Below are 16,982 nucleotides of genomic sequence, written 5' to 3'. Positions count from 1 at the left end.
ACAGTCCCGGCGCGCCCGCTCCCTCCAGACTGGTAACAGCACTGATGTGACAGGTCAGGCTGCGTAATCCAGACGGCGTAGTCTGACCTTATCCGTGCAGCTTGATCGCGGTTTCGGCGATCCGGCGGCCCTGATAGCGGGCGCCGTCCAGTTCCTCTTCCGACGGCTGGCGGCTGCCATCGCCATCGGCCAGCGTGGTCGCGCCATAGGGTGATCCGCCGCGCACCTTGTCCACGCCCATCTGGCCCTGGAAACCATAATCCAGACCCACGATGGTCATGCCGAAATGCAACAGGTTGGTGATGATCGAAAAGAGCGTGGTTTCCTGCCCGCCATGCTGGCTGGCGGTCGAGGTGAAGGCACCGCCAACCTTGCCGTTCAATGCGCCACGCGCCCACAGCCCACCGGCCTGATCGAGGAAGGCCGCCATCTGGCTCGACATACGACCAAAGCGGGTGCCGGTGCCGATGACGATGGCGTCATAGTCCGCCAGTTCCGCGACGGTTGCGACCGGTGCGTCCTGATCCAGCTTGAAATGGGCGTTCTTCGCGACTTCGAGCGGCGCGGTTTCGGGGACGCGCTTGATATCGACCTGTGCGCCCGTTGCGGCTGCGCCTTCGGCAACGGCCTTGGCCATCGTTTCGATATGACCGTAGGAGGAGTAATAGAGAACCAGAAGCTTAGCCATGATGTGTCTCCTTGAAGGGTGGAAAGAGGGTGCCGCCCGCGCCAGGGGAGGGGGGAGAATGCGCGGGCGGCGGCCGGCCCGTCCGGGGGAGGGACGGGCCGGTAACTTCAGATGCTGTCGACCAGGACGATTTCGGCGTCCTCGATCGCGGTGATGGTGATGGGCGCACCGCCGATGATTGCCGCGCCGTCGCGTGCCTCGAACGTCTCACCGTCGATGCTGACCCGTCCCGTGGCAGGCACGAGATAGAGGTGGCGACCGTCGGCGCTGTCATAGGTCACGCTGTCGCCCGCCCGGATCGTGCCACCCAGCAGGCGGGCATCGGCGCGGATGCGCAGGGCTTCTGCGTCCTCGTCATAGCCGCTGGCCAGCACAACCAGCTTGCCCGACCGCTGCCCACGCGGAAACGGCTTGGCACCCCAGCTTGGGCTGCCGCCGCGTGCGCGCGGGATGACCCAGATCTGGAACAAAGTGGTGGTTTCATCCTCCAGATTATATTCCGCGTGACGGATGCCGGTGCCGGCTGACATCACCTGAACGTCGCCCGCCTCGGTACGACCCTGATTGCCCAGGCTGTCCTTGTGCGTGATCGCGCCGGTGCGGACATAGGTGATGATTTCCATGTCGGCATGGGGGTGGGGCGGAAAGCCCGAACGCGGGCCGATCTCATCATCATTCCACACCCGGATCGCGCCCCAGTTCATGCGGTCCTCGTCATGATAGTCGGCGAACGAAAAATGGTGCCGTGCATTCAGCCAGCCATGATCGGCGTGGCCCAGCGACGCGAAGGGGCGGCGCTCGATACGGTTTGCAATGTGCGTGTTCATATCCTTGCCTTTCCAAATATCGACCGGACATTCCGGCTTGCTTTCCGCTAATCTAGTCATCAGGATCGTTTCCGAAACACGCAGCATTGAAACGGATTGTTTCCCCATGCGACTACCCGATTTTGAGGCCTGGGCGATGTTTGCCGCCGTGGTCGAACATCGCAGCTTCACCGACGCGGCCAAGGCGCTGAGCGTGTCGAAGGCGACCGTATCCAAGGCCGTGACCCGACTGGAAGAGCATCTCGACACCAGCCTGTTCAACCGTACCAGCCGCCGCCTGGCGCTGACCGAAAGCGGGAAACGGCTGGCGGATCACGCCCATCGTATCCTTGCCGAAGGACAGGCAGCGGAGGAGGCGGCGCGCGAAGAAACCGTGGACTTGTCGGGCGTCGTGCGGCTGGGCGCACCGATGAGTTTCGGCCTGATGCGGATCGCGCCGCTGATCGCCCGCTTCACCCAGGAGCATCCGCTGGTCGATGTCGACCTGCACCTGTCCGACGCGCATATCGACCTCATTGAAATGGGGCTGGACGCGACCATCCGCATTGCGGACATGCCCGACAGTTCGCTGCGCGCCCGCCGCCTGGCCGATGTGCATATCCATGTCGTTGCGTCGCCCGCCTATCTGGCGGCACGGGGAAGGCCGAGGCATCCATCGGATCTCAGCGGCCATGATTGCCTTTGCTACTCTAACTTGACCACACCCGACGTGTGGCGCTTTGCCGGGCCGGGGCAGCAGAATGTGGTGGTGCAGGTCCGGTCGCGCCTGACGGTCAACAGCGGCGACGCGATGCTGCCAGCCCTGCGCGCCGGTGTCGGCATTGCCCGGCTGCCCGACTTTATCGTCGGCGAAGCGCTGGCCAGTGGCGAACTGGAAGAGGTGTTAGTGGACTGGCGTGCGCCGCCCTTTGGCCTCCACCTCGTCACGCCGCCATCGCGGCTGCGCCCCGCCCGCGTCGATGCGCTGCTGGATTTCATCACCCGGCATCATGGGTGTTGAAAGCTCGTTTCGCAGGTGAATCTTTCTTGACTCGTCAGGAATCATTTCGGCCTCAACTCTTTGTAAACAGATTCGTTTTTTGGCGACTCGTGGATTTCTGCGGGTTAGCGAAAAATTAACCTTTGTCCTTCAGAAGTTTTTTGGTTAATGAATTGATGCGGACGCCGTTCTGGTGGGGTGAACGGACCTGCGACACAAAGGGGCTTCACATGCGCGTGCTGCTGATTGAGGATGAACCGACCACCGCCAAGGCGATTGAGCTTATGCTCACGACCGAAGGTTTCAACGTCTATACGACCGACCTGGGCGAGGAAGGTCTCGATCTCGGCAAGCTGTATGATTACGACATCATTTGCCTGGATCTCAACCTGCCTGACATGCACGGCTATGACGTGCTGAAAAAGCTTCGCGCTGCCAAGGTGCAGACCCCGGTGCTGATCCTGTCGGGCATCAGCGAGATGGACAGCAAGGTCCGCTCCTTCGGCTTCGGCGCTGATGATTATGTGACCAAACCCTTCCATCGCGAAGAGCTGATCGCCCGTATCCATGCCGTGGTGCGCCGGTCCAAGGGCCATTCGCAATCAGTCATCCGTACCGGCAAGCTGGCGGTCAATCTGGACGCCAAGACGGTCGAAGTGGACGGCAACCGTGTTCATCTGACCGGCAAAGAATATGCCATGCTGGAGCTGCTCTCGCTCCGCAAGGGTACGACCCTGACCAAGGAAATGTTCCTCAACCATCTTTATGGCGGGATGGACGAGCCGGAACTCAAGATCATCGACGTGTTCATCTGCAAGCTGCGCAAGAAACTGGCGCTGGCGTGCAGTGGGGACAATTATATCGAAACCGTCTGGGGCCGCGGTTATGTGCTGCGCGACCCGGAAGAGGCGCTGGAAGAACAGGCCAAGGTCGCCTGACGCTTCGCGCCACACGCGCTTACCAGGGGGTGGAAAGGCCGATGATCCGCAGGGATCGTCGGCCTTTTCCGTTGTGGCCCGGCTGAACCTGGCCTAGGATATTGTTCGATAGGGATACAATATCCAGGAGAGCCCATGACGACCCGCCATCTGATCGATCCCGAAGTATTACCCGTGCTGGATTTTCTGCCGGAACTGGAACTGAGCCATGACATATTGCCGATGATGCGGGAGGGCATGGCGGCGATGGAAGTGCCCGGACCGGTGGCGTCCCCCGACATCCGCTTGATTCCGGGCCGCGATGGCGCGCCCGATGTGCCGCTGCATATCTTCAATGCCGATCCTGCCCGCCCGCCTCGTCCAGCCATTTTGCACATCCATGGCGGCGGCATGATTTTGGGTACGGCCGATATGGCGAGCCGATCGATCGGGCCGATGGCCGAAGCGATGGGCTTCGTCGCTGCCTCGGTCGATTATCGGCTAGCGCCCGAAACGGCCTTTCCGGGGCCGCAGGAGGATTGCTATGCCGCGCTCGACTGGCTGGTGGCGCAGGCTGATACGCTGGGTGTCGATCCGCAGCGCATTGTCGTGATGGGCGAGAGCGCGGGCGGCGGGCTGGCGGCGGCGCTGGCGTTGATGGCGCGGGACCGGGGCGACATCGCGCTGGCCGGGCAGATCCTGATCTATCCCATGCTCGACCATCGCACCGGTGGGCATGACTGCCGCTGGCAATCGGCCAGCACGGGTGAGTTCATTTGGACGCGCGCCTCCAACCAGTTTGGATGGGGCGCATTGCGCGGCGATTATGGCTGCGATGACGCGCGCAAGGGCTGGTTCTCGCCCGCTCTGGCCGATGATCTGGCTGGCCTGCCGCCGACCTATGTGGCGGTGGGTGCGCTCGACCTGTTCCTTGACGAGGATCTGGATTTTGTGCGGCGGCTGGCCGGGGCAGGGGTGCCGGTGGAATGTCATGTCCATCCAGGCGCTATCCATGCCTTCGACATGGTGGCGACCGCGCGGGTCGCGCAACGCGCCCAGCGTGATTTGACTGATGCGATCGCGCGGATGCTTGTCCTCGACTGACGTAAAAAGGGCCGACGATCCGGTGTGGATCGTCGGCCCGGTCAGGCGGCGGGGCGGGATGCGACGGCTTGGAACTTGGCCGCCGCCCCTTTTCCCCAGCGGGGTCAATCTTCCGCCTGACTTTCGGGAGCGGCACCGGTCGAACCGGCACCTTGTCCACCCCCAGAAACCTGGCCGCTGGCGTTGATCGATGCTGCGCCGTTCACAGCACCCGCGGCGCTGCCAACGACCGATCCAGCCCGATCCCGAACCGCGCCTACGGCCTGTCCAGCCCGGTCCTTCGTTGCACTGACGGCATCGCTTGCCCGATCCCGTATGGTGCCGACGCCGCTCTCGGCCCGGTCACGCACATTGCCGACGGCATTGCGGGCGTCGCTGGTGCCGAGCGTATCGATCGCCAGACTGCCACCCGCCGATCCGTTGGCCGAACCCGACGCGCTGCCGCTGCGGCTCTTGTCCCTGCGGGTCAGCGAACCGCTGGCACTGCCATCGGCGCGGCCATTGCCCGATCCGCTCGCGCCGACCCGGCCATTGTCCAGGTCAATGCTGCGGTCGAGGCCGATGCCACCGCTGCCCGATCCGCCCAGCGCGCCGCCAAGGCCGCCGACCGATCCGCCCAGCAGACCGCCACCGCCGCCGCTGCCGCCCAATAACTGGGCCGAAGCGGGAACTGCGGTCAGTGTCGCGATACAGACCGCCACGATCATGAACTTGCTCTTCATCGCTCATCTCCTTGTTGATTGTCGATGCAATGCAGGGAGAACGGGAGGAGGCAGGCATTTCATCCCGCGCAGGCGAAAAAAAGCGTAACAGACTAAAAATCAGTCATTATTTCTACATGTGGCGCAGATGATTCCTTTGCCAAAGCCGCGTGCCTTGCCCTTTGGCGCTTCTGCTTCGGCCCGCAGCGCGGTCAGGCTGCCCCGCGCCAGCAACCGCCCGGCGACGAGCGGCGCGGCAAAGCTGGTGCCGCGCACCGCGCCCTTGCCCCCATCGCTGCGCGCCGCGTTCATATCCGCCCCCGGCGCGGCGAAATCGACATGGGCGGCGCGCCCGGCTTCGGGCAATAGTCGCCCGCGCCCGTCGATCCCTGTGACTGCGATCACCCCGGCATAGGAGGCGGGGTAGGCGGGGGGTGCGGCGGGGCCGTCATTGCCGACGGCGGCGACCACGGTGACGCCCTTGTCACGCGCCAGCCGGATCGCGCCTGCCAGCAGCGCGTTGTCCGGCCCGACCAGACTGACCGTGACGACCGGCACCCCGCGCGCCGCCATCCATCCCAGCGCCCGCACGATCGCAAAGGCGCCGCCGCCCGCCGGATCGTCGCCATAGACGTCCGCCACCAGCAGAGCCGCGCCCGGCGCTGCGCCACGGACGCTGCCAGCCCCGCTGATCAGCGAGGCGACCGCCGTGCCATGGGCGCTTGCTCTTGGCGCGCCGGGCGCAAAGCCGCGCTGTTCGACCGGCCCGGTCAGCGCCGGATGCCGCGCCACGCCGCCGTCGATCAGCCCGGCCGCGCCGCGTCCGACCGTGCCGCTGCTTGCCAGCCCCCCCGCTGTCGCGCCACTGGTTGACCCGCCGGGGAAGTAGAGATTGTCGGCGCTCGCCTGCGCCTGCGGGGCGATGCGGCGCACATCTTTCAGCGACCGCGCCAGACTGCGACCCTGCGGCACTTGCAGCCGTGCGATGCTGAGGTCCAGCCCCTCCACCGCCTCGCTCTCCACGCCAAATCCCGCGGCCCTCAGCGCATCCAGACTGGCGGCATCCGCTCCCGTCAGCAATATTACCCCGCGCCGGGCTGGCTCGCGCCGGTCGTCCAGTTCGACCGCATCCCCATGCCGCCGGAGCAGATCGCCGATCCGCGCGGCCCGCGCCGCGATCAACCTATCGGCCAGCCGTGCCGGAGACAGGCGTTCCAGCCCACTGCCTTCAATAACATTTTCGACCCGGTCCAGCACATCTGGCACGACCTGTCCCACCGGCCCGCGGCCCAGTAACTGCGCCTGCGCGCCCGGCGCGATCAGGATCAGCCCGGCGATCATCCATGGGCGGGTCAGTCTCATTGCGTCGTCACCGGTCCTTTCGGGTGCATAATGATCCATCGCACAATTATTTCCGTTTTTTCTTGGTCTGTGGGATGAAACGACCGGGCAGGCCCGTTTCATCCCCGGAACATGTGATTGGAGGCCCGATGTCGTTCGAGCATGATTTGCTGGCGATCCTGCCCAGGCTGCGGCGCTTTGCCGCCAGCCTGTCGCGCGATCGTGCCGATGGCGACGATCTGTGCCAGGCCGCGCTGGAGCGGGCGCTCAAGGCGCGCGACCAGTGGCAGCCCGGCACCCGCCTCGACAGCTGGATATATCGGATCATGCGCAACCTGTGGATCGACGAGGCCCGCGCGCGCCAGCGGGCCGCCAAAACCTTCGCCCCGGCAGAAGCGGGGGAGCATGTCGGCCATGCAGGCGACCGGGATATAGAGGTGCATGTCCATCTGTCCGATGTCGACCGGGCGATGCAGGCGCTGCCCGACGAACAGCGCGAGGCGATCGCGCTCGTGCTGGTGGAGGGGCTGTCCTACAAGGAAGCCGCTGCCGTGCTGGGGGTGCCGATGGGGACGCTGACATCGCGGCTGGTGCGCGGGCGCGGGGCGCTCATTGAACTGATGGGGGAAGCGGCATGACCGACATTGACGAAGCCATGCTGATCGCGCTGGTCGATGGCGAACTGGACGAAGTGACCCGTCGCCGCGTCGTTCGCGCCGTGGCGGACGATCCGGCGCTGGCGGAGCGACTGGCGATGCACCGCCGCTTGCGGGAGCGGCTGGCGGGCCATTATGCGCCGATCGCGCAGGAGCCGGTGCCGGGGGCGATGCGCGCGCTGGTGGAGGAGAGCGGCAGGGTGGTGCCGCTGGTGCGCCCGGCGCAGCGCTGGCGCGGTTGGGTGACGGGCGGGGCGATCGCCGCGAGCCTTGTTCTGGGGCTTAGCCTTGGCCGTTTGACCGGCGGGGAGGGCGGTCCGATTGGCCTGCATGATGGGGTCATGGTCGCGCAGGGCGCGTTGGCGCAGGCACTCGACACCCAGTTGGCGTCGGCGCAGGGCGATAGCGCGATCCGCATCGGCCTGACCTTCCAGCGCAAGGGCGGCGGTTGGTGCCGCAGTTTCGACGGCGCGGTCGCAGGCGTTGCCTGCCGCGAGGGCGATGGCTGGCAGGTGCAGCAGGCGTTGCCGGGGGCGGGCGAGGAGCGTGCCTATCGGCAGGCGTCCTCCAGCGACGCGCGGGTCATGGCGACGGTCGATGCGCTGATTGATGGGGAGCCTTTGGATGCGGCGAGTGAGGCGGCGGCGCGGGCGAAGGGCTGGCGTTGAGCCATAACCCGTTCGCCCTCAGCTTGCCGAAATCCACCTCGACTGAAGATTTGGTCCGTCGCGCCTAGACATGCGCCACCGCATGACCGGCACAACAGGCGGCACGGCTGGCCTCCACATAGTCCGCATCATGCCACCAGATATGCTGGTGTGCGTCGGCCAGCATGGGTAGCACCGGGGTCAGTTCCGCCTGCGGTTTTGCCCCCGCGAACGGGGCCATCAGCGCATCGGGCGTATGGACCACGCCGTTCGCCATGACCTGCCGCACATTGGCGACCGTGCTGACATCCTTGAGCGGGTCGCCCTCCACCAGGATCAGGTCGGCCAGCATCCCTCGCGCGATCCGGCCGATGGGTTCGTTCAGAAACTCGCCCGACCAGCGCGTCGTCATCATCAGCGCGTCGAGCGGGGATACGCCATATTTCACCATGCCGCGCAGGTTGAGGTGCAGGCTGATCGCGGTCAGGTCAATGGGGGCGTCGGTGCCGGACAGCGGGTGCCATCCAGCTGCCAGCATCTGCTTGATCTGCGCGACCTGCCGCTCCAGCGACGCCAGCATGATCGGGCCGCCTTCGCCCGACATGGCCTTCACTCGCCCGGTCAGCTTGGCATATTCCCACGAGGGATAGAGGGTCGTGATCCGGGGATCGCGGGTGAAGCTGTCATCCAGCCCCAGCAGCGCGGTGGCGGCGAACAGGGTCGGGGTGCGTCCGGCCTTTGCGGCGGAGAAGAGATCATTGACGTCATGATAGCCGCCGCCCAGCGCGGTAATCGTGCGCGAATAGCCGTAGCGGTTGGTCGCGCCGGTATGTTCCATGCAATCCATGCCGCTGTGGAGCGCGGGATAATGATAATGGGACGACAGGTGCATCCCCATGCGGTGGGAGGCGTCAACGACTTCCTTTTGCGTATCGTGGCGCAGGCGGACATAGGTTTTGACCATGTCATAATCGAGCAGCCGCGCCCGTTCCAGTTCCAGCGCCATCTGCCCCGGCTCGGTCACAGGACGCATGAAATTGTAGAAGATACGCCCGCCGTCGATCGCTTCGCCGGTGGCGTAATGGCGGGCGGCGATGCGCTTGCCGCTCTGGATCGCCTCGCGATCCTCGACCATATGATAGGCCGGGCAACCGGGGGATCTGGTCGCGGTGATGCCCATCGCCAGCCACAGCCGCCCCATCCGGTCGCCATAGCCATAGCCCGCCATCTGCCGATGGGTGTGCATGTCGATCAGGCCGGGCATCAGCGTCAGGTCCGGCGCGTCGATGAAGCGGGCATTGGCGTCGGACGGCGCGCCCCCGCTGTGCGGCGTGACCGCGGTGATGACGTTGCCGTCAATCACCACGTCCACGCCGCTCCTGTAGGTCGGGGACAGGGCGTCCCAGACCTTGCCAGCCCTTATGACGGTGCGACCCGACGGCTTGGCATTGGCCCATGTCAGGCGGCATGGCACGGTCTGCGGCTTGCCACCGGCAACCGGCACGAGGCGCAATTTGCCGCCGCTCAGATAGAGGAGCGACCGGGAATCGCCGCTCCAGCTTGGGGCATCGGCCAATTCCGTGCTGACTTGGCGTGGCGCGGCGGTGAAGCTGCCATCCGGCGCGACCGGGGCGACCCACAGCGTGCTGGCGAACACAAAGGCCATTGCCTTGCCATCGGGCGACCAGACCGGGCCGTCATGGCCGCGCGTGCCCAGCGACTTGCCATCGAACACCGGGCGATAGGTGCCTTTGCCGGTCGCCAGATCGACCGACAGGATCTGGCTCGATCCCTCGCGATAGCGGCCCGTCACCGGTTTGAAGGCGGCATAGGCGATGGTCTTGCCATCCGGGCCGAAGCTTGGCCGTCCCGGTTCCCATATCGCATCGAAGCGCTTGCGCACGGTGCCGGTCGCGACCTCTACCGTATGGAGCGCGCCTTCCTGATCCAGAAAGGCGATCAGCGTCCCGTCCTGCGACCAGCTGCCCCAGGCGACCGCCTTGTCGGGGATGTTGGTCAACTGCCGTTCCTTGCCGGTGCTGACGTCATGCAGCCACAGGTCGAGCGTCCCGCCCCGGTCGCAACTATAGGCGATGGTGCGGCCATCGGGCGACCAGGCCGGATCGCATTTGTGAAAGGCGTCGCCCACGAGGATACGGGGCGCGCCGCCGATGGGCATCAGATAAAGATCATTGAGCGCGGCAAAAACGATCTGCTTGCCATCGGGCGAGAGCATGGGCGCCGCGATGCCGACCACCGGTTTGGGCGTGATGGAGGTGAAGTCGCGGGCCTTCCTGGTATAATCGGGTGTCGTGACCGGCACCTGCGTCGTGAACGGCACAACGCTCGCCTTGCCATCCTGCCATTGGCGCAGCTTCCCGCCGGCCCCATAGAGGATCGCTCCGTCGGCGGTAAAAGCGGGGCGGAAGGGGTAGAGATCCTCCCCCGCGATCACATCCTTGCCATCCACAACCAGCGTCACCGACCCCGGCTGGACGCGGGTATAGGCGATGCGCCCGTCCGGGGCGAAGGACGGGGCCATGATCGCTGAAGGGTTGAAACGGTCGGGGGAGGGCAGCACCGAGGCAATTTCGGTCACCGCGCCGGTTGTAACATCTACCACGACCAGTTTCGTGCCGCCCGCGACATAGGCGACGCGCTGACCGTCCGGTGACCAGCAAGGCTCGCTGTCGTTGGTTGTGCCTTTGGACAGTGGCGTCACCTGTCCCGATGCCACGTCCAGCAGATAGATGGCGTAGCGCCCGTCCGCCCGGTCGCTGGAAAAGGCGATGCTTTTGCCATCGGGCGACCAGCGCGGTTCGCGATCGTCCAGCAGCCCTTCCGTATGCTGGCGCATGTCGCCGCCATCGGCCGCGACTGACCAGATGTGGAAATTGCCGCTGCGATAGGATTGGAACGCGATGCGCGTGCCGTCGGGCGACCAGTCGGGCTGGGCGAGATCGTCAAAATCGCCGGTCAGGCGTTTGAGTGGTCCGCCTGCGACCGGCATCGTCCATAATATGCCGAGCAGATCGAAGGCCATCCGGCTGCCATCGGGCGACAGGGTCAGCGCGACATTGGTGGCGTCCTCGACGGTCACCATCGTTTCCTTGCCCGTCGCCCGGGCGCGGGCATCGCCCACCGCCCCGGCGCTCCCCGCGGCCAGCAAGCCGATCCCGCCCGCCGCGATCGCCTCGCGACGGCTGACGCCCGATCTGATCGTCATGCTTAGAACTCCAGGTTCAGGCGGCCATAGTAGAAGCCCCCGCTAATGCCGTAGGGCGCGTATGTGTTATAAAGAAAGCCGACGAACTGGTTTACCGGCTTCAACTTGTTGGGATAGGTGTTGAGCAGGTTGTTTGCGCCGACCGACAACTTGACGCCCTTGGTCAATTTATAGCCGATTTCGAGATCAACGATGACCTTGGGCTTCAGTTTTTCGTCCACAAAGTCGCGGAAGCAGACAGGGCTCACGACATTGACGGCGCAAGCCGTAAAGTCGGCGGTGTGGAACGCCGTGGCGTTTGCGCGCTGGACGATCTTGCCGAAACGCGTAGCGCGCAGGTTCATGTTGAAATCGTCCTTTTCCCACAGGACGTTGGCGATGAACTTGTTGCGTGGCGTGCCCTCGGTCAGGTCTCCCTGCTTGGTGCGACCGATCAGGGCGAGACCCGATGCTGCAATCGGTCCGGGGACAGGGTCGATATGGGTGAAGATGGTCTTGTTGAAATTGGCCGAAAGACTGATCGTCGCAAGACCCATGTCGCCCAGCCCCGCACGATAGGTGCCGACGATGTCGAGGCCGCGTGTCCGGGTGTCTGCGGCGTTGGAGAATAACAGCCCGCCGGCGATCCCGTAAATACCGGCTGCCTCTAGAGCGTTGATGACCACCGGACCACTCAGCGTCTCGCTCAGAAGGATGCGGTCCTTGATCTTGATCTGATAGGCGTCGACTGTGATGTTCAGGTTCGGCGCGGGCGTCAGCACAATGCCCGCAGAGAAGTTGACGGACTTTTCAGGCTTGAGCGGCACGGCGCCCAGAGCCTTGGCCGCTGCACCCTCGACCGGCAACGCCTGAACCGGCAACAGGACGCTGACGCCGTTCTGCACCACCCCGATGGTGGACGACGACGCATAATGCTGCTGCTGCAAGGTCGGCGCGCGGAAACCGGTGCTCGCCGTGCCGCGGATGGCAAAGCCGCGCATCGGTTCGATGCGGAGCGACGCCTTGCCGGTGTCCGTGGTGCCGAAATCGGTATAATCCTCATGCCGCCCGGCAAGGCCGAATTCCAGCCCCTCGACGATCTTGCCTTCCAGATTGAGATAGGCGCTCCAGTTGCTGCGGCTCCAACTCCCTGCGCCTTCGGGGACGAAACCCGTCACGCCCTGCGCGCCGACACCGGTACGTTGCCGCCCCGCGAGCCAGGCACCCGGAGGCGATACATATTTGCCATCAATATAGGATTCAGGATCACCGGCCCCGATCATGAACTTGTTTTTCTTATATTCTGCACCCACCGCGACAGACAGCGGTCCGGCTAGGCCGATCTCGAATTCCTTACTAAGATCGAGATTGTTGGTCCATTCGTCGAACCGGATCTTGCCCAGGTAGAAGGTGGTCGGGCTAGCTGTACCCATGGAGGGATTGAGCGAAGTCGTCTGCTTATACTTGACCTCGTCCTGCGAATAGGTGGAACTCAGGTCGAAACGCACACCTTCGCCGATTTCGCCGCGCAGGCCGAGCGCATATTGGAAATCCTCGTCATAGACATGGATGCGCGGGATATAGCCTTCGGGATAGATTTCGATGATATTGTTGAGCGCGGCGGGCGTGCGATAGGTCAGCCAACCTGCAGCGTGGCGTTTCGAATATGTGCCGAAGCTATAGGCTTCCAGGCTGCCGCCCACCGGCATCATGGCGTCGTAGCTGACATTGCCGCCGATGACTTCCGGCTGACCGGCCTTGCCGCGATACCGGTCCAGATTGGGATCATCGTTCCGTGGATCGCCGGTGGGGTAATAAGCGCCAGCGATCGCCGAGCCTTTGACCAGTGTTCCGGCCTGCAGCACGCCGTCGGCGGCCAGATGGATATAGCCGCCGTCCGGGCCGATCGCAAAACCCTTGTCGACCTGCCATCGACCCTGTTCGCCGCCATTGTCTGCCGTGCTGCCCAGCGTCAGTGCCGCGCCCCCGGCCGTGTCGTTCTTCAGTATGATGTTGACCACCCCAGCAATCGCGTCGGAGCCATATTGCGCCGACGCGCCATCGCGCAGTACTTCGATCCGCTGGATCGCATTGCCGGGGATGAGGTCCAGGTCCGGCGGCGATTGGCCGTTCTGAACTGATCCGTTGATGAACAGCGTAGCCGAATTATGCCGCCGCTTGCCGTTCACCAGGACCAACAGCTGGTCGCCGCCAAGGCCGCGCAGCGACAGGGTGCGCACTGCCCAACTGGCACCCGCGCCGTTGTTCGACACGTTGATTGAGGGAACCAGCGTGCTCAACAGGTCGCGGACGGACTGCTTGCCGCTCGATTCCAGGTCCTTGGCCCCCAATACGTCGATCGGTGCAAGGCTTTCGGCAACAGTACGGTTGGTCGCACGCGTGCCGGTGACGATGATAGGCGTTGAATCCTCGATCGGTTCAGGGACCGGGGCCAGCGCGGCCGGGGCGACGCTGCCCGCGACGCTCGCCTGCGCGAACTGGAGCGAGAGCGGGCTGCGTCGCGCGACGCTGCGGTTGGTGGGGGCGGCCAGCGCGATCACACCGACACCGGCCTGTTCCATCTTCAGGTCCGTACCCGCCAGCAGCCGTGCCAGCGCGTCCTGGGTCGACAGCCAGCCCTGAATCCGGCGGCTGCGGATCGCCGCCACCTCGTCATAAGGAAACAGGATGCGCACGCCCGACTGGGTCGATAGCTGACGCAGCGCGCTGCTGAGCGGCTGGACGTGAATGTCGAACTTGTGGCGCTGGCTCAGCGCCAAATCCTGTTTTGCAGCTGCGAAGGCTTGGGAAGAAGGCACAAGGCAAGAAGCCAGGCAAAGCCCGGTTAACGCATGAATAGCACGCATGATCTGTTCCCCTGGATGGCAGCATTTGGGCCGCTCTGTCCCTTTGAAACGAAGCAAAGGTAGCAATCCGCTATGCTTTTCCCAGGGTCACAACCATGGAATGTTTCTCAACAGCTTATGACGGATGCAGAGGTTATTTGCTGATGCTGCAAAGCAAAAAATAAGGGCAGGCCAACTCAGCCGTTGGTCTGGAGAAACCAGCGATCGGTGCCTTGCAGGCCAATTGCGGTCAGCCGCCCCGAATAATAAGCGCCGGTGTCGATGCCGATCCGGTTGGACTGCAAATCGACATCATCCGTGATGCTATGGCCATGCACGATCATCCTAGGATGCGCGCCGCCATGATCCAGAAATTCGCGCCTGATCCAGCGCAGGTCCGCGCCGTTTTGGGTCTCGATCGATACCCCCGGCCGGACACCGGCATGGACGAACAGATAATCTTCCATTTCGACCCGGTCGGGCAGGGCGTCGAGAAAATCGACATGGTCGCGCGGCACATGGTTCAGCATCCATGTCGCAATCTCGCCATCGGCCATCACCGGGAACAGCACCGGGTCCAGCCCATAGCTGGCCAGCGTCACTGCGCCGTCCATCTTGCGAAAGACCGGCACCGCCCGCGCGTCGCCCCGTGCGGCCCGCACGAAAATTTCCTCATGATTGCCTTTGAGGCAACGCACATCGCCCTTGGACGCGACCATGGCTATCACCCGATCGACGACCTGCCGAGACGAGGGGCCGCGATCGACCAGATCGCCCAGCAGGATGATGTGCGGGGTCATCGGCCCCCGTTCGGCATCATCTTCCGCGATCAGCGCCAGCAAGGCATCGAGCAGGTCGGCCCGGCCATGCACGTCGCCAATCGCATAGACGCGCCGGTCGCCCACGCTCGGCGGACCGGGTGCCTCAATCGGCGTTCCGCGCCTCAACCATGTCCGCAACCACTGCATGGGCCGCAGTCTGGCACGTCGTTACAGGCGCGGCAACGTCACGCCCTGCTGCCCCATATATTTGCCCGCCCGGTCGGCATAGCTGACCTCGCACGGCTCATTCCCTTTCAGGAACAGGAACTGGCACGCCCCTTCATTGGCGTAGATTTTGGCGGGCAGCGGGGTCGTGTTGGAAAATTCCAGCGTCACATGCCCCTCCCAGCCCGGCTCCAGCGGGGTCACATTGACGATGATGCCGCAGCGGGCATAGGTCGATTTGCCGAGGCATATGACCAGCACGTCGCGCGGCACCCGGAAATATTCGACCGTCCGGGCCAGCGCGAAGCTGTTGGGGGGGATGATGCAGCAGTCGGTCTTGCGATCGACAAAGCTGTTGGTGTCGAAATCCTTGGGATCGACGATGGTGCTGTCGATATTGGTGAAAATCTTGAACTCGTCGGCCACCCGCGCGTCATAGCCGTAGGAGGACAGGCCGTAGCTGATACAGCCGTCGCGCCGCTGGCTCTCCACGAACGGCTCGATCATGGCGTTGGTCAGCGCCTGTTCGCGAATCCACTTATCCGACAATATGGACATTTGAGCGCTACTTCCTAACTAACATATCTGCTTGGCGGGAGGGTTTATGGCGACGGGTGTTAGCGTTGATGCGTTGGTCAACACAATTGAAAATTCGGAGGCACGAGGGGCTGCGATCCGGCTTCTCTTGGACCTTTATCGCTTGGGCCATGATCTCGTCGTAAGCGTATCCAATCCGAAGAAGGACGTTCATTTTTTGAATGACCAAGGGGTTCGACCCTACAGCTTTATTGCAAACAAAACGGACTTACTTTTCTATTTCCGCAAGCACGCCCGAAAGCCCGATGCCAGTTTCACGTTGCCGCTTGAGCGTTCGACGGAGGATGAGGCGACTTATCGGATCGCGAACGAACAGAACGCCCTAGAAATAGTTAAATTCATTTCCCAGAATAGGGAGTGATGCCCAGGTCCGCTGGACCAAAGGCATGGGGCAGCAACGCCGCGACCGTATGTTCGACAATCTGCCCGCCATCGGGCGTGGCGCAGTATATGGCGAGCGGGCGTCCGGCCATCTGTTCGGCTTCGTTCATGACCTGGCGGCACCGGCCGCAGGGGGTGACGATCGCCGCCCCAGCGCCGTCCATCGCCCCACCGACCACGGCGATGGCGGCGACATCGGCAAAGCGTCCCTGCGCATTGACGCTCGCCAGCGCGACCGTTTCGGCGCAGAGCGACAGGCCGTAACTCGCATTCTCGAAATTGCAGCCGGTGACGATGCTGCCATCGATCAGCCGCACCGCGGCGCCCACGGCAAAGCGGCTATAGGGCGCATGGGCATTGGCCATCGCCGCGCGCGCCGACGTCACCAGTTCCGAAATTTCCGCCTCGCGCGTCATGGCGCCACCACATCCCATCTGACCGGACCGTCGATCCCGTCGATATGCCGCATGTCGCTGGCTGTCCACATCACCCAGCGCCTTGTGGCATAATCGGGGGGGAAGAAATTGCCGTCCAGCCACAGCGTCCGGTTGATGCCGGAGCCAATGTCATAGCGTTTGTCGAAATCCTCGGTCACGTTGAGCAGCACCGTCTTGCCCGCATGGCTTTCGACCAGATTGACCAGCGTGTTCAGTTCCGACAGCAACAGGTCGCGCCCCGGTCGCGCGGTGCAGGCCGGGGCGAAGGCCAGCCGGATGACCGGGGGCAGGGCAGCGTTATCGCGCGGCACGGTGGTCATGAAGCGGGTCGCCTGATCGCTGGCGAGGCGGCACAGGCTGAATTCCAGCATCGCGCCGTAACGCATCCCGGCGGTGCGCACCCCGCGCCAGTTGGCGGCGAAAGCGGGGTCGCGCCAGTCGGCACCCTTGGCCGCGCGGATATAGGCGAAGTCGGCCCCCTGCGCGGCTAGCGTGCCCCAGTCGATCGGCCCATTGTCGGAGCTGACGCTCAGTCCCTGCACCGGATAGGCGCTCCGGTCCGGCGCCCAGTTGCGGGCATAGAGGAACAGCGCCAGCGCCAGCGCCGCGATCAGCGCCAGCGCCAGTCCGACGCGGACCAGCAATCCCCCCAAAGTCAGCCGCCCGATTG

At 64.1% G+C, this 16,982-nt stretch carries 16 protein-coding genes; 6 read left to right on the top strand and 10 right to left on the bottom strand.

What is annotated here, in order from left to right; translation table 11 throughout:
• Positions 1-88: 88 nt before the first annotated feature.
• Positions 89-688 (bottom strand): NAD(P)H:quinone oxidoreductase, encoded by a 600-nt coding sequence (gene wrbA / locus D0Z70_RS03135; RefSeq protein WP_119743931.1) that lies wholly within the window; start codon positions 686-688, stop codon positions 89-91.
• A gap of 107 nt (positions 689-795) precedes the next feature.
• Positions 796-1,515 (bottom strand): pirin family protein, encoded by a 720-nt coding sequence (locus tag D0Z70_RS03130; RefSeq protein WP_119744096.1) that lies wholly within the window; start codon positions 1,513-1,515, stop codon positions 796-798.
• Between the two features lie 106 nt (positions 1,516-1,621).
• Here D0Z70_RS03130 and D0Z70_RS03125 point away from each other — a divergent pair, with 106 nt between their 5' ends.
• From D0Z70_RS03125 to D0Z70_RS03115, 3 genes are all read left to right on the top strand, one after another.
• Entirely contained in the window at positions 1,622-2,515 is an 894-nt protein-coding gene (locus D0Z70_RS03125; protein ID WP_119743930.1) for a LysR family transcriptional regulator, read from the top strand.
• A 209-nt stretch (positions 2,516-2,724) separates the two neighbouring features.
• On the top strand, positions 2,725-3,432 hold the full coding sequence (ctrA, locus tag D0Z70_RS03120) for a response regulator transcription factor CtrA (RefSeq protein WP_119744095.1): 708 nt from the start codon (positions 2,725-2,727) through the stop codon (positions 3,430-3,432).
• A 135-nt stretch (positions 3,433-3,567) separates the two neighbouring features.
• Positions 3,568-4,515 (top strand): alpha/beta hydrolase, encoded by a 948-nt coding sequence (locus D0Z70_RS03115; protein WP_119743929.1) that lies wholly within the window; start codon positions 3,568-3,570, stop codon positions 4,513-4,515.
• A 104-nt stretch (positions 4,516-4,619) separates the two neighbouring features.
• Here the strand turns inward: D0Z70_RS03115 and D0Z70_RS03110 are convergent, their stop codons facing one another.
• Both D0Z70_RS03110 and D0Z70_RS03105 read right to left on the bottom strand, forming a co-directional pair.
• Positions 4,620-5,237, bottom strand: coding sequence for a hypothetical protein (locus D0Z70_RS03110; RefSeq protein WP_119743928.1), 618 nt, complete (start codon positions 5,235-5,237; stop codon positions 4,620-4,622).
• 99 nt (positions 5,238-5,336) lie between these two features.
• Entirely contained in the window at positions 5,337-6,617 is a 1,281-nt protein-coding gene (locus tag D0Z70_RS03105; RefSeq protein ID WP_119743927.1) for a S8 family serine peptidase, read from the bottom strand.
• 89 nt (positions 6,618-6,706) lie between these two features.
• On the opposite strand from D0Z70_RS03105, the gene D0Z70_RS03100 reads away from it, so the two are divergent.
• Positions 6,707-7,195 (top strand): sigma-70 family RNA polymerase sigma factor, encoded by a 489-nt coding sequence (locus D0Z70_RS03100; protein WP_119743926.1) that lies wholly within the window; start codon positions 6,707-6,709, stop codon positions 7,193-7,195.
• Positions 7,192-7,881 carry an anti-sigma factor family protein gene (locus D0Z70_RS03095; protein WP_119743925.1) on the top strand — a complete coding sequence of 230 codons (690 nt, stop codon included), beginning with the start codon at positions 7,192-7,194 and terminating at the stop codon, positions 7,879-7,881. Before D0Z70_RS03100 ends, D0Z70_RS03095 begins: the two co-directional genes overlap by 4 nt.
• A 64-nt stretch (positions 7,882-7,945) precedes the next feature.
• On the opposite strand, the gene D0Z70_RS03090 is transcribed toward D0Z70_RS03095, so the two are convergent.
• From D0Z70_RS03090 to dcd, 4 genes are all read right to left on the bottom strand, one after another.
• Positions 7,946-11,086 (bottom strand): amidohydrolase family protein, encoded by a 3,141-nt coding sequence (locus tag D0Z70_RS03090; protein ID WP_119743924.1) that lies wholly within the window; start codon positions 11,084-11,086, stop codon positions 7,946-7,948.
• A 2-nt stretch (positions 11,087-11,088) separates the two neighbouring features.
• Positions 11,089-13,845, bottom strand: coding sequence for a TonB-dependent receptor plug domain-containing protein (locus D0Z70_RS03085; protein WP_119743923.1), 2,757 nt, complete (start codon positions 13,843-13,845; stop codon positions 11,089-11,091).
• A gap of 263 nt (positions 13,846-14,108) precedes the next feature.
• A complete protein-coding gene (locus D0Z70_RS03080; protein ID WP_119743922.1) occupies positions 14,109-14,879 on the bottom strand; it encodes a metallophosphoesterase in 771 nt (256 codons plus the stop codon).
• 21 nt (positions 14,880-14,900) lie between these two features.
• Entirely contained in the window at positions 14,901-15,455 is a 555-nt protein-coding gene (dcd, locus tag D0Z70_RS03075; RefSeq protein ID WP_119743921.1) for a dCTP deaminase, read from the bottom strand.
• Between the two features lie 46 nt (positions 15,456-15,501).
• Between dcd and D0Z70_RS03070 the strand changes: the two genes are divergently transcribed.
• Positions 15,502-15,855, top strand: a complete 354-nt coding sequence (locus D0Z70_RS03070) for a hypothetical protein (RefSeq protein WP_119743920.1) — start codon at positions 15,502-15,504, stop codon at positions 15,853-15,855.
• Here the strand turns inward: D0Z70_RS03070 and D0Z70_RS03065 are convergent.
• Positions 15,833-16,291, bottom strand: a complete 459-nt coding sequence (locus D0Z70_RS03065; protein WP_182913821.1) for a cytidine deaminase — start codon at positions 16,289-16,291, stop codon at positions 15,833-15,835. The two genes, D0Z70_RS03070 and D0Z70_RS03065, sit on opposite strands and share 23 nt — an antisense overlap.
• Entirely contained in the window at positions 16,288-16,956 is a 669-nt protein-coding gene (locus tag D0Z70_RS03060) for a GH25 family lysozyme (RefSeq protein WP_119743918.1), read from the bottom strand. Before D0Z70_RS03060 ends, D0Z70_RS03065 begins: the two co-directional genes overlap by 4 nt.
• Positions 16,957-16,982: the final 26 nt, after the last annotated feature.

It is taken from the genome of Sphingobium terrigena, from assembly GCF_003591655.1.
GTDB lineage: Bacteria > Pseudomonadota > Alphaproteobacteria > Sphingomonadales > Sphingomonadaceae > Sphingobium > Sphingobium terrigena.
The sequence above is the reverse complement of the archived record's forward strand: the minus strand, read 5'-3'. Positions and strand labels throughout refer to the sequence as shown.